Genomic DNA, 12,063 nt, shown 5'->3' with positions numbered 1-12,063 from the left:
GCAGTACGCCGCTCAGCTCGTGGGGCAGACGCCCTTCTCGAGCAGGCTCTCGTCGGTGGCGATCGCGCCGTTCACGTCGATGTCGATCACCGCAGAGGTGCCCTCGATCTTCAGCCCGGTCAGGGTGATCCCTGCGGGGAGCTGATCCGCGATGCAGATGCGCTGCGTCTGCGTCAGGTTCGATCCGAGCGACCCGAGCGAGGAGTCGATCTGCCCCGCATCGAGCTGGATGCCGCTGACACTGATGCTCACCGGCGTGAGCTCGAGGTCGCCCTCGGCGACGCCGGGCGTGACGGTGAGCGCGAACGGGATGTCGACGCCGAACACCGCGAACGATCCGCCGACGGTGGCGTCCGGAGCCTCGAGCGTCACCGTCTCGATCGGGAGGTCGGTACCCGCGAGGAGCGTCGTGAACTCGGCCTGGTCGATGCGGATCGTGCCGTCCGCTCCCCCGAGGTCGCCGCCGCGCAGCGGGACGCCGGTCGCCGTCACGTCGACGGCACCGGTGATCCCCTCGAGCGTGACCGAGTCGGTCGACAGGTGGAGGCTGTCGAGCGTGCCGCCGAGCAGCTGCGGCAGCAGGATGCCGTCGGCCTCGACGTCGAGCGCCTGGTCGGCTGGGAGGTCGAGCTGGTCGATCACGATCCCGCGGACCACGCCGGGGAGCACCGCCCTGGCGATGAACTCGGCGGCGACGACGAGCAGACCGAGCACGACCACGATACTGAGAAGCACCCACGGCCAGCGACGACGCTTCCGCGCGGGCCCCGCGGCATCGCCCTGCTCCGCGACGGAGCCGGGGATCACGAGCGTCGGGTGCTCGGCGGAGGGCTCCGGGTACGGGAGGGTGTGGTTGTCGTCGCTCATGCTGACAATCCTGCCCTACCGCCCGGGGCCGACGCCGAACCTACATGCGCTCGGGTGCCGAGACTCCGAGGAGGTCGAGTCCGTTGCGCAACACCTGGCCGGCGGCGTCATTCAGCCACAGGCGAGTGCGGTGCACGGTCTCGATGGGGTCGTCGCCCTGCGGGATCACGCGGCAGTTGTCGTACCAGCGGTGGTACAGGCCGGCGAGCTCCTCCAGGTAGCGGGCGACGCGGTGCGGCTCGCGCACCTCAGCGGCGAAGGCGACGATGCGCGGGAACTCCTGCAGCGCGCCGAGCAACGCGGCCTCGGTCTCGTGCGTCAGCGTCTCCGGGGCGAACTCGGAGCGGTCGACGCCCGAGTCGGCCGCGTTGCGCGCGACATTGTGCGTACGCGCGTGGGCGTACTGCACGTAGAACACGGGGTTGTCGTTCGTGCGCTTCTGCAGCAGCTCGGGGTCGAGCGCGAGCGGAGAATCGGCGGGTGAGCGCTCCAGCGAGTACCGCAGCGCATCCGTGCCGAGCCATTCGCGCAGGTCGTCCATCTCGATGATGTTGCCGGCGCGCTTGCTGAGGCGAGCGCCGCCGACGGAGACGAGCTGCCCGATGAGCACCTCGACGTCCTTCTCCGGGTCATCGCCCGCAGCTCCTGCGAGCGCCTTCAGGCGGTGCACGTAGCCGTGGTGGTCGGCGCCGAGCAGGTAGATCTTGTGCGCGAAGCCGCGGTCGCCCTTGTTCAGGTAGTACGCGGCATCCGCTGCGAAGTACGTGTACTCGCCGTTGGAGCGACGGATCACGCGATCCTTGTCGTCGCCGAAGTCGGTGGTGCGCACCCAGACCGCGTCGCCCTCGTCGAAGACATGCCCCTGCTCGCGCAGACGGTCGACCGCCTGGTCGACGAGGCTCACGCCGTCGGCGTTCTTCGCGTGCAGCGTGCGCTCCGAGAACCAGACGTCGAAGTGCACGTTGAACTTCGACAGCGATTCCTGCTGCTCGGCGAGCTGGAACTGGTAGCCCAGCTCGCGGGCCACGAAGACCTGCTCGTCTGCAGGCAGGTCGAGGAGGTCGGGGCGCGATGCGACCACGCGCGCCGCGAGATCGGTGATGTAGCTGCCGGCGTAGCCGCCCTCCGGCGTGGGCTCGCCCTTCGCCGCGGCGACGATCGACTGTGCGAAGCGCTCCATCTGCGCGCCGGCGTCGTTGATGTAGAACTCGCGAGCGACAGTGGCTCCAGATGCAGCGAGCACGCGCCCGATCGCGTCGCCGAGCGCCGCCCAGCGGGTATGCCCGATGTGCAGCGGACCGGTCGGGTTCGCGCTGACGAACTCGATGTTGATGCTGCGACCGGCCTGCGTCTCGTTGGTGCCGTAAGCGGTGCCTGCGTCGACGATCGTCTTCGCGAGGGCGCCGGCAGCCGCGGCGTCGAGGCGGATGTTGATGAACCCGGGCCCTGCGACCTCGGCGCTCGCGACGCCGTCGACGTCTGCGAGGCCGTCGGCGATCTGCTGCGCGAGCTCGCGCGGGTTGGTGCCGAAGGGCTTGGCCAGACGCATCGCGATGTTCGAGGCCCAGTCGCCGTGGTCGCGGTTGCGGGGTCGCTCGAAGACGATGTCGGATGCTGCGAGCTCCAGCGGCTCGCCCGGGCGTCGCTCGTCCGCGATGGGAGTGAGGACGGCGAGGAGGGCTTGGGCGAGTGTTTCAGGAGTCATAGACTGCCCAGTTTACGGCGCGGCGGGGCTCCGAATTTGCGAGTGGCCCAGCGTGATCTACTCTTCATGCCATGAAGGTCCGCGTCACCCGTCATCCGCTGCGCTCCGCAGGCATCGCCATCGCCCTGCTCCTGGTGCTCGCAGCGGTGGCTCTGGGCGTCTGGCGTCCCTGGGCTCCCCTGCAGACCGCGGCACCCGTCGGAGCCGCTGCCGGCGCGGAGGGGACCACCTCGACGGTCGTCGCTCCGGCCCCGCTCGCGCTGCCCGAGAACCCGACCGTCCTGGTGTTCGGCGACTCGTGGACGTACGGCTCGGCGGCGACCGTCCCCACCGAGGGGTACGCCTATCTGCTGGGCGACCTGCTCGACGGCACGACGACCGTGCAGGGTGTTCGCGGCAGCGGCTACCTCAAGCCGGGACTCGACGGTCCCGCATTCGGCGAGCGGATCGCAGCGCTCGACCCGACGCTCGCGCCGGACCTCATCATCATCCAGGGCTCCATCAACGACCGCGAACAGGGAGCCATCGGGTACCGCGAGGCCGTCACCGCCGCCTGGGATGCCATGGCCGCGAAGTACCCGCAGGCCGCCATCGTCATCCTGGGTCCCGCACCCCACGAGTTGCCGATCGGCGCAGGCACGGCCCGCATCGATGCGGATCTGTCCGACCTCGCCGCAGCACGTGGATGGTGGTACATCTCCCCCATCGCCGAGGACTGGATCACCGAGCAGAACTACCTCGACGTGATCGACGTCGACCTCGGCCGCAAGCATCCGTCGAGCGCCGGGCATCGCTACCTGGCCGAGAAGCTCGCCGCCGACCTGACCGAACTGGGCGGCGCGCCGGTGACGGTGGCCGGTGGGTCGGAGACCACCCCCGAGCAGTGATATCGTCGTTCGGTACGCCTCCGTAGCTCAGTGGATAGAGCGCCGGTTTCCGGTACCGTAGGTCGCAGGTTCGACTCCTGTCGGGGGCACACAGGGTTGTACGCGGATGGTATGTGAATTCGTACGCGTAACCTCCAAGTACGAGAAAAGCCGCCTGGTTTCAGGCGGCTTTTCTCGTTGTTGCTCGACCTGGAGGCCTCGTGATGGGCTTCGGCCTTCGTCAGGGACAGAAATGGCCCGAAGCTCGACGCCGCTCCCCACTATTGGGCATGCTGGCGCCGACCTTCGAGCCGGTGATTTCACTGGTGGGGCAACCCCGCCTGTTATGTGCGGACGGGGTTTCGTTTTGCTCGACCGCGGTTGTGGGTGACGCGCTGGAGGGCCGTGGTCCGACGCGGCTTGCGCTGCTTCGCGCGCGGCGCCTCGATGCCGGCGCCGATGTCGTCGCCGTCCTCGGTCTTCTGGGCGGCGAAGTCGATGATCTTGTCGAGATTCGCCGCGACGACGGTCATCGTGGCTAGGAAGTACTGTGCCACCGAGCCACGCAGGCGGCGGCGGAAACCGTCCTCGAGTGCGTGGGTGCCGCCGTCCTTGAGGTACGCGTTGAAGGACTCGACGCTATTGCGGCCGTGGCCGTACATCTCTCGCCATTCCTTGGAGCCGTACTGGTACTCCTGGGCGAACTTGCCGCCTGCCTCAGCGGGAAAGGTCGTGCTCGTCTTGTTGTCGCAGACCTTCGCGGGGCCTTCGACGGGTCGCCTGATGATGGTCAGCGGCACCTTGCCAGAGGCCAGGTTGGTCGGTTTACGGGGGCAGGAAGCGGTGGGTGAGTTGCCGGCGGCGGGACACATCCAGGGTGTGCGTCCTTTCGCGTCCGGCAGTTCTTTGCGGCTGAAGAGGTAGGGGGCGCGTGCAGCGACGTCGCTCTGCCATTGCTCCAGGCGAGCTTGAGCGCGGGCGGCGCGCTGAGACTTCGTGAGGGAGCGATTTTTGTCATCGGCGTCCCCGCCGTCGCGGTAGCGTTTGCTCGCGTCGATGAGCGTCTGTGGCATCGAGGCGCAGTACCAGTTGCCGTCGACCATGATGGCTCCGGCGTAGCTGTCCTGGTAGCCGAGGAAGTTCTTGTGGTAGTCCATGACGAGCTTCGCACCGGCGGAGCGAAGGTAGTTCTGGAGGTCGGCTTCTTTGGCGCCTGGAAGGTAGGCGCGGTCGCCAATGACGTGGTCGAGGTGGAGTCCACGGCTCACGATGTTCTCGAACATCGCTCGTGCCGCTTTGCCCGGTCCGAACGCCGGGGCATGGTGACCGATGCCGACGACGATGTGCGGGATGGCTTCCGGACGGGTCGGATCATTACTCGTGAGGACCCCCAGCTCCAGTTCGTAGGCGTACTTCATCTTCGTGATGGAGGTTTTGCCGTCGTCGGAGTGGTCTTCGGTTCCCCGGGCCCAAAACGCCGCGTCGGGTTCAATGGAAACCTGTTCCTCGGCTCTTAGCTTGGAAAGCCGGGTAACGCCGACACCGCGTGCGTGCACGCGAACCGCCGTCGCGTCGATGGTGACGGAGACCTTGTCGGGGCGCAGGCGCTTGGGCATCCACAGGTAGGTCGCGTGTAGAAGCAGGTTCATCAGTTCGTCGGCTCGGTGGGCCCGAACGGAGAGTACCTCTGCGTTCTCTTCGCGGCGAGCGCGGACGTCGTCCCATTCCCACTTCTCAAGGCGCCGGTGCCTGTTGAAAATCGGGTGATAGTCGATGAGGCTCATGATGCGATTGGTCGACCGGCGCGCGCGCTCGTACCAGCCATCCGGGCTAACGGTCGGGTCGAGGGCGATGCCAAGAATCGCGGCTGTCTCGGGGGTCAACCGTTCGGTGATGATGTCGCGGAGCTTCTTGAGCTGCAGTGGCTGGTGTTCCCATGCGAGCACCAGCCACAGGATGAGGATCCCGCGCATCGGAACAGTCGCTGGCCTGCCCCCTCGGTTGGGTGCATGAACGTCCTGGTCCCACTGTGCAAGTAACTCGGGGATGCCGACGCTGTCGATGAGGTCGGCGCATTGCTGCACCATACCGGTCGCGACGGGTCCGCGGGCACGAGGATTGAAGAGCATGTCCTCAAGATCCGCATTGTCGTCGAGAAAGAGGCCGTTCTTCTTCGGCTTGTCCGTTCTCATCGCGCTACACCGACCATGCGAAGCGCCTCGTAGGCTCGGAGATCCGACATCGGGCGGACGAAGCTCATCGCCCGGCGAAGGGAGTCGGTGGATGTCATCCCGGATGCCGGGAGCAGGGCGGCGAGCGGTGTTCCAGCTTCGAGGTGCGCGACCAACCACGTCATCCGCAGGCGTGCGGGAGTGGGCTTCATGTCACCCGTTGACCCCCGAAGCACGTGTTGCATCGCCCCTTTGCGGTTGGTGGCGTTCGGTGCGACGAGAAGCTCATCCGCGGCATCGGCAAGAACCCTCTCGAAGCATTCACGCCAACGGTCCATGACGGGAACGATTCGCCCGTCGCGTGCGACCTGCACGGCCTGGACCCCGTCCAGATCGAGCAGATCGCTGCCGCGGACGGCGAGGATCTCGCCGGAGGTCAGGCCGCATCCGACACCGAGGGCGAAGATGGCCATGCACGCGACACGCTGGTGCTCCGTGCGCTGATACGCAGCCCAGTGGCGGAAGGTCGCCAGTTCCTCTTCGGAATACGGCCGCTCCGGCTCCGACGCAGTGGAGACCGCACGCTTCTCTACCGACGGCGTGATGCCGGCGAGACGCCGAAGCATCTTTCGCTCGCGCTCAGCCATCACGCGCGTAACCTCGTGTGCCCGGTCTTCGGTATAGACGTCGATCAAATCGTCCGCCAAGGCTTCGTTGAGCTGCACCATGCCGGTCTGCACGATCCAGTCGCCGAAGAAGGCGAGCGACCGCTGATGCTCTTCGATTTGACGTCGACTCATGTCAGCGCATCGCTCGGCAGTGATCTTGTCAACGAAGGGTTGCACGCGAGACCAAGTCGTCGGCGCGAGCATGGGGTTGTACTTCGAGTGAGAAGTAGACGCCGAGGCGAAGATGAGGTCTGTCATGACCGCCGTGTGCGCGGCGTTCTCGCATCACGCGCGAAGAAGTGATCTCCTAGCTCACGCACTGACCATTCGTGACATGAGGCGTCACAGATTGTGCGAGGATGTTCCAGTGTCCCCGAGTCGCCGCGCCCCACGCATGTACGCCCCGAACCCCGGCAAGTTCGGCCAGCACGCGGCTAGACGACTCTGGACTCCATTGCCGGAGGACCCGACCGAGCGCGCACGCAGCCGCGCCGCTCAGGTCCAGGACGCGGCGGTCGGGCTTGTGCTCGCCGGGCTGAAAGCGCGTCGATACAAGCGAGCCGATCTGCTCGAACGAACGGGGTGGGGCCGCGAGCGCCTGTCGCGCCTCATGAACGGAAACATCCCGGCCGGTCTGGATGACCTGATGCTTCTGCTCGATGCCGCCGGGGTGCCGTTCTCCATGGTCGCGTGGCCGTCGACGGAGGAGCAGCACAGAGAACGGCAACGCCTCACCGACGTCCGCGACTACCTCACGAAGGCGCAGCAGCAGGTGCAGGAAGAAATCGCTCGAATCGAGCAAGCGCGTCCAACGACTTGACCCCGGCCGCGTACAGGAGGTCTTGAACGGGGATCCCTTCCGTCATGCGCTGCAGTAGCCACGTCGCCCGCATCCGCTGCGGCTTCGGTCGAAGTTGGTCTCCCCGCGTGGAGCGGACGAAGTCACTGATCTTGTTCGGGTACCACCGCACGTTCGGCTGGAAGATGGGGCCGTCCGTGATGTGCAGTGACCCGCTGAGAGCGTCACGCCACTCCGCATCGACGTGAACGGCTCTTGCCCGGGGCCCGGACACTTCGACCCATGAGGCGTCAGACGAGATGTCGGACGAAGTGACCCCGCAGAGCTCCGAGGAGGTCAGGCCAGCTCCGATGCCGAGAGCAAGAAGGACCCTCGCGGACTCCCGACGGCTCTCTTGCTGGACTGCAGACCATACCCGGAGCTCAGCGATCTCTTGCGCGGCATATGGCGCGCTCGGCTCGGAACCGTAGAGGGGTGGCATCGCTCGCTCGGAGACGCCGAGGGCTTCCGCCACCCGCAGGAGGATCGCACGGCGACGACCGAGGGACGCGTCGGACTTCATCGGGAGCTGTTGCACCGCCACAGCGATGACGTCTCGCCGGAACAGGAACTCCCGCTCGAGTGGAAGCCCCGACACCACGTGCGCCCACCGAACGTGGTGTTGGACCGCCGCGAGTAGGTTCTCGTGCCGATAGGACACGCGGCGGCTCACATCGTCAACGACGAGGGCGGCGAAACGGCGCGCGTCCAGATCCACTCCGTCGACGGTGTCGTCGAGTTCGAGTGGTTTCGGTGACGTCATGACTCCTCCAAGGCATCCGCTGTGATGACGCCACGGTAGGGCGCCTGCTCGCGCACACGTCGCATCAACTGCGAGCGACGCCACCGACACGGCGTGTCACTCCAGAGAGAACGCCACCGCGCATGCCTAACGCATGCACACACCACGCAATGCCCCCAGATCCAAGAGAGACCTCGGCCCCTGGTGGGCCAGCTACGAAAGAGTCGCCGAGTACGCGCACGCCCTCGGACGCCTCCCCCGCCTCAGCGACGGAGTCCCCGCCGACGTCGTGGGATGGACGGCGGGACAGCGCCGCGCCACGACCCTGACTGCAGATCAGAAGGCCGCCCTGATGTCCCTACCCGGGTGGAGCGACAAGCCGCGCGCGGACGCGTGGGAGAAGCGGGCCGAGGAACTCCGTCGCTTCATCGCGGTGGAGGGGCGGCTGCCACGAGTGAGGGGCTCGGTTCCGGGCGAGTCCGCGCTCGCCCACTGGGTCTCTCGGCAGCGCGTTGCCGAGGCCGACGGACGTCTCTCGCCTGAACGAGTACGACTCCTGACCTACGCAACCCGCAATATCTGAACAGAGCAACTGACGCAGACCTGCGTCCGTGCAGAAACGAAGAACGGGCTGTCCGAGGTGGACAGCCCGTTCTTCAACTCTTAGCGGCTAGTTGGTGCCTTCTCCGTTGTCGCAGGGGGTCTGCGTGGATCTGACACGGGCCGGGTAGAGCATGACCCGGCGCAGTGGCTGGGACTTGCATGTGGTCGTCCCCGCCGCGGGCGCGACCGCCGAGACCTTCATCAGCGGCGGAACAGGCACTGTCCGGTCGCGGGGCGTCAGTCGAGCGGCTTGGAAGTCCTCGATGATGCGTGCGTTCGTCCCGATGACCGTGAGCACACTCAGAAAGGCCTGCGCGGTCGCGCCTCGCATTCCTCCACCCATGTTGGTCCGCGCTTCCTTCAGGGAGGCGGCGTAGGACTCAAACGCCTGACGGCCCATGCTGTACACCTTGCCCCACTGCTCGGAGCGGTAGGGGTAGTGCTGCTCATCACGCTCATCCGAGGAGGCTGCGGGGACGTGCGGGTGGAGGCGGGCGAAGTCCACCCGAGCGTCGACGAGCGCCTTGAGCTCCTGGAACGCCTGGAAACGCTCCTTCAGGTCGGTCGTCGCCGCGAGAGCACGTGCGAAGTTCTGACCTGCGGTCTGCAGGTGTGCCGGCAGACCGGGCGCATACCAGGTGCCGTCGACCAGGAGACCTGTGTCCGACTTGCCCTGGACTCCGAGCCAGGTCGACGGGTAGTCCGCGACGAGCTTTACACCGAGGTCGGCGAGCGGGGTGCGGAACGGGGCCGGCCGGGTCGCCGTGTATGCGCGGTCGGCGACGACATGGTCCACACCAGCGGAGCGGGCTGCGATGTCCTGAAGCATCTCAGCGGCGGCACCGGCGAACCCCACGCCCGGTCGGTGCGGATTGATGCCGATGACGATGTTGGGCACAGAGCGTCGCTTGTCGGGGTCGTTGGAGATGAGCACGGCGAGCTCGTCTTCCCACCCGTATCGCGTCTGACCGCGCCCGTCAGCCGTCCCACCGGTAACGCCGAAACCGGCATCGGGCTCGGCAGAAACTCGTCCTTCGCCGTCGAGAGCCTCGAACCGACGACGGCTGACACCGCGGGCACCCGCCGCACGGAAGCAGCTGTCGACGACGACGCTCACTGAGGCTTCCGAGTCAAGGCCAGCCGTCTTGTGCTGCGCCTCGAGGAGGCGGTTGGCGAACGCCACGAACCGCTTGCGACGCTCCTCCAGTTTGGCGGACTGCTCAGCGCGGCACTGGAGGAGACGCGCCCATTCGTTCTTCGTGAGTCGACGTCCGCGAGCGAAGGATGGGTAGGCGTCGACGGCGTCCATCAGCCGCCGAGTCGCGCGCTCAACCAGGCGCGCCACCTGCTCCGGAACGAGCGACGTGAAGCCATCTGGGAGATCGAGCGCTCGGCGCCTCGCGGGGGTGAAGTGCTCACACAGTACAGAGATAGCATTCGAAACGGTCAACTCCCTCTGCGCCAGTCCGAGCGCGATCCAGACCGCGAGCACCTGCCGGGAGGCCAGTGTCGCGGGTCGCGCTGACCTGCCGTCCTCCTTCGCCCACTCCGCGAAGAACTCCACGACACCCGAGGCATCGACCAGCGCGAGCGCATTCTGGAGTGTCGCCGTCGGGATCGGGGCAGCCGGACGGGCGATGTACGAAGCGATGCGGAGTCCGTTGCCGGCGAGCGAGTCCGAGTTGTTGATGGTCATGTTGGTAGCTGAGTTGTTCATGCCAGCCGTGTGCGCGGCGGGATCTCCACTTTTGCGAACATATGAGCCTCAAGGTCTCTGATCCTCTTTTTGTGACACTGATTGTCATAGATCGCGCTCATTCTGGGCTTCACACCTACGCGTTCGCAGTTGATGCGAGTTCAGCACGATCTCCAACGCGAGTCCCTGGCAACGTATGGAAGGTCACCGCTGTTATCGAGGAAAGGATCGAGTCCGGATGAGACAGGTACAAGACACCGCGGACATGACGCGCGAGCGGGATCGGCCATCCAACGCGACCACGCGCCAGCAGGCGACGGATGCTGGCGAGACCTCCCTCCTCGCGGTGGAGGCGGTACGGGCGCAGGAACTCCCCCGCAACGAAGCAACAAGGGCAGCTTGACGGGATGCGGACCCCACCTTCTCTGAAAGCGCTCGAGTGCGCATATGAGGTCTCGCTACCTGACCAGCGCGTCGCGGTCGTCGGCGACATCCATGGCAACTTCCGGTGGTTGGACATCGTCGCCAGGGCGGTCCAGACGCTCGCGCCAGATGTGAGCACCATGTTGCAGCTCGGCGACTGGGCGATGGATCCCGATGCGACCGACGAGGCCCTCGACGGAACAGGTATCGAGCGCATCTACGTGACGCTTGGCAACCACGAGCAGTGGGGCCAACTCAGCCCATTGCTCGACGCCCACCCTGGCGCCGCCATCCGAGTCTCCGACATGACCTGGATTCTGCCGAGGCCCGCACGCCTGACCGTCGGCGGGCGCGATGTCCTCTCCCTCGGAGGTGCGGTATCCGTGGACCGGGCATGGCGGCAGGAGGGCGTCAGCTATTGGAAGGACGAAGAGATCACCAGCGAGCATGTGAAGGCTGCCATCGCCGGTGGTCCAGCCGATCTCATGCTCACGCACGAGCCGCCTGCGGGCACCCCGGTGCGCGCGGTGCAGGAGATCTTGAGAACCAATCCTTTCGGGTTCCCGGACGACGCCCTCAGGGACTCAGCCAACTCCCGCGCGCGCGTGGCGAAGGTGTGGAACATTGTTTACCCGGAGCTCCTCATTCACGGGCACTTGCATGCGCCCGGCGGCGGTCAGACAGAGTATGGGCTACGTGTGGCGAGCCTCGGTCAGGATGGGCAACAGGGTAACGTCGGGTTCCTCGACATGCAGACGCTGCGCATCGAGACGCCATCGCTGCGTCAGATCCGGGAGGCAGCAGGGCGATGACCGACAAGAACCCGTGGGCGGAGATCATCGGGCCCTGTTACACGCGCGCATCCTTGGCGCGCGCCCTCGGGTGGACCGAACCAGACGTAGCGACAGCCGCGACGTCGCTCGCCGTGCTCGAACTTCTCACTGAGGACGGCGTCCTCCTCTATCCCGCCTGCCAAGTGTGGGACGGGCACGTGGTGGAAGGACTTGCTCAAGTGCTTCAGGTCTTGAGCACGGGGACGAGCGGGAGTTGGACGTGGGCGCAGTGGCTGAACACGCGACTCGATGATGGGGATGGCGGAGAGGAGCCCAGCGCCATCGAAAGACTGCGCGAGGTCGACGTTGAACGTGTACTGCTTGAAGCTCGCCATAACGCGTGGTCGTGGAGCAGCTGACGGGCTTCGCGATATCGCTTCTACGGCAAGCTCGATGTGATCTAAACACCCGTCGAACAGCTCCTCGACACATCTCGGAACAGCATCCGGTGATCCCTCAATAGCGTCGGAGTATCACGGCGCGCAACAGACGCGTGCCCGATTTTCCGGCGTCCGCGCCGAGGACGGATCGCCTTCATGTATTCCCCTAAGCCTGCTCTCCGGCACCGACCACACCCGCACACTCTCGGGAAGCCGCCGGCAGCGCCCATGCTGCTCGCAGCCGCAGCGGAAGCGGCAGGCACCTTCGTCC

At 66.3% G+C, this 12,063-nt stretch carries 11 protein-coding genes and 1 tRNA gene; 6 read left to right on the top strand and 6 right to left on the bottom strand.

The features are described from left to right. Nucleotides 1-12 precede the first annotated feature (12 nt). Nucleotides 13-867, bottom strand: a complete 855-nt coding sequence (locus V7Z82_RS01455; RefSeq protein ID WP_334147244.1) for an LmeA family phospholipid-binding protein — start codon at nt 865-867, stop codon at nt 13-15. A gap of 40 nt (nt 868-907) precedes the next feature. Next, entirely contained in the window at nt 908-2,572 is a 1,665-nt protein-coding gene (gene argS / locus V7Z82_RS01450; protein WP_334147242.1) for an arginine--tRNA ligase, read from the bottom strand. A gap of 71 nt (nt 2,573-2,643) precedes the next feature. On the opposite strand from argS, the gene V7Z82_RS01445 reads away from it, so the two are divergent. Together V7Z82_RS01445 and V7Z82_RS01440 are read left to right on the top strand one after the other, a co-directional pair. Beyond that, nucleotides 2,644-3,459, top strand: coding sequence for an SGNH/GDSL hydrolase family protein (locus V7Z82_RS01445; RefSeq protein ID WP_334147240.1), 816 nt, complete (start codon nt 2,644-2,646; stop codon nt 3,457-3,459). Between the two features lie 16 nt (nt 3,460-3,475). Next, nucleotides 3,476-3,548: transfer RNA gene (locus tag V7Z82_RS01440), tRNA-Arg, on the top strand. A gap of 234 nt (nt 3,549-3,782) precedes the next feature. Here the strand turns inward: V7Z82_RS01440 and V7Z82_RS01435 are convergent. Both V7Z82_RS01435 and V7Z82_RS01430 read right to left on the bottom strand, forming a co-directional pair. Next, nucleotides 3,783-5,630, bottom strand: coding sequence for a hypothetical protein (locus V7Z82_RS01435; protein ID WP_334147238.1), 1,848 nt, complete (start codon nt 5,628-5,630; stop codon nt 3,783-3,785). After that, entirely contained in the window at nt 5,627-6,535 is a 909-nt protein-coding gene (locus V7Z82_RS01430) for a hypothetical protein (RefSeq protein ID WP_334147236.1), read from the bottom strand. Before V7Z82_RS01430 ends, V7Z82_RS01435 begins: the two co-directional genes overlap by 4 nt. Before the next feature lie 136 nt (nt 6,536-6,671). Between V7Z82_RS01430 and V7Z82_RS01425 the strand changes: the two genes are divergently transcribed. Next, nucleotides 6,672-7,097, top strand: coding sequence for a hypothetical protein (locus V7Z82_RS01425; RefSeq protein ID WP_334147234.1), 426 nt, complete (start codon nt 6,672-6,674; stop codon nt 7,095-7,097). On the opposite strand, the gene V7Z82_RS01420 is transcribed toward V7Z82_RS01425, so the two are convergent. Beyond that, a complete protein-coding gene (locus tag V7Z82_RS01420) occupies nt 7,030-7,878 on the bottom strand; it encodes a hypothetical protein (RefSeq protein ID WP_334147232.1) in 849 nt (282 codons plus the stop codon). The two genes, V7Z82_RS01425 and V7Z82_RS01420, sit on opposite strands and share 68 nt — an antisense overlap. A 133-nt stretch (nt 7,879-8,011) precedes the next feature. On the opposite strand from V7Z82_RS01420, the gene V7Z82_RS18095 reads away from it, so the two are divergent. Next, nucleotides 8,012-8,440 (top strand): helicase associated domain-containing protein, encoded by a 429-nt coding sequence (locus V7Z82_RS18095; protein ID WP_442927533.1) that lies wholly within the window; start codon nt 8,012-8,014, stop codon nt 8,438-8,440. Nucleotides 8,441-8,527: 87 nt separating this feature from the next. Here the strand turns inward: V7Z82_RS18095 and V7Z82_RS01415 are convergent, their stop codons facing one another. Next, nucleotides 8,528-10,177 carry a hypothetical protein gene (locus V7Z82_RS01415; protein ID WP_334147230.1) on the bottom strand — a complete coding sequence of 550 codons (1,650 nt, stop codon included), beginning with the start codon at nt 10,175-10,177 and terminating at the stop codon, nt 8,528-8,530. A gap of 386 nt (nt 10,178-10,563) precedes the next feature. Here V7Z82_RS01415 and V7Z82_RS01410 point away from each other — a divergent pair, with 386 nt between their 5' ends. Then, a complete protein-coding gene (locus V7Z82_RS01410) occupies nt 10,564-11,391 on the top strand; it encodes a metallophosphoesterase family protein (RefSeq protein ID WP_334147228.1) in 828 nt (275 codons plus the stop codon). Further along, entirely contained in the window at nt 11,388-11,771 is a 384-nt protein-coding gene (locus V7Z82_RS01405; protein ID WP_334147226.1) for a hypothetical protein, read from the top strand. The genes V7Z82_RS01410 and V7Z82_RS01405 overlap by 4 nt, the downstream gene beginning before the upstream one ends. Nucleotides 11,772-12,063 lie beyond the last annotated feature (292 nt).

Origin of the sequence: Microbacterium sp. (assembly GCF_036823965.1) — a bacterium.
Lineage (GTDB): Bacteria > Actinomycetota > Actinomycetes > Actinomycetales > Microbacteriaceae > Microbacterium.
Note: the sequence above shows the minus strand (reverse complement) of the source record. Positions and strands in the feature narration are given on the sequence as shown.

Coding starts and splice junctions, on each gene's coding strand:
- V7Z82_RS01455 (WP_334147244.1), bottom strand. CDS start 867: ATGAGCGACGACAACCACACCCTCCCGTACCCGGAGCCCTCCGCCGAG.
- argS (WP_334147242.1), bottom strand. CDS start 2,572: ATGACTCCTGAAACACTCGCCCAAGCCCTCCTCGCCGTCCTCACTCCC.
- V7Z82_RS01445 (WP_334147240.1), top strand. CDS start 2,644: ATGAAGGTCCGCGTCACCCGTCATCCGCTGCGCTCCGCAGGCATCGCC.
- V7Z82_RS01435 (WP_334147238.1), bottom strand. CDS start 5,630: ATGAGAACGGACAAGCCGAAGAAGAACGGCCTCTTTCTCGACGACAAT.
- V7Z82_RS01430 (WP_334147236.1), bottom strand. CDS start 6,535: ATGACAGACCTCATCTTCGCCTCGGCGTCTACTTCTCACTCGAAGTAC.
- V7Z82_RS01425 (WP_334147234.1), top strand. CDS start 6,672: ATGTACGCCCCGAACCCCGGCAAGTTCGGCCAGCACGCGGCTAGACGA.
- V7Z82_RS01420 (WP_334147232.1), bottom strand. CDS start 7,878: ATGACGTCACCGAAACCACTCGAACTCGACGACACCGTCGACGGAGTG.
- V7Z82_RS18095 (WP_442927533.1), top strand. CDS start 8,012: ATGCACACACCACGCAATGCCCCCAGATCCAAGAGAGACCTCGGCCCC.
- V7Z82_RS01415 (WP_334147230.1), bottom strand. CDS start 10,177: ATGAACAACTCAGCTACCAACATGACCATCAACAACTCGGACTCGCTC.
- V7Z82_RS01410 (WP_334147228.1), top strand. CDS start 10,564: ATGCGGACCCCACCTTCTCTGAAAGCGCTCGAGTGCGCATATGAGGTC.
- V7Z82_RS01405 (WP_334147226.1), top strand. CDS start 11,388: ATGACCGACAAGAACCCGTGGGCGGAGATCATCGGGCCCTGTTACACG.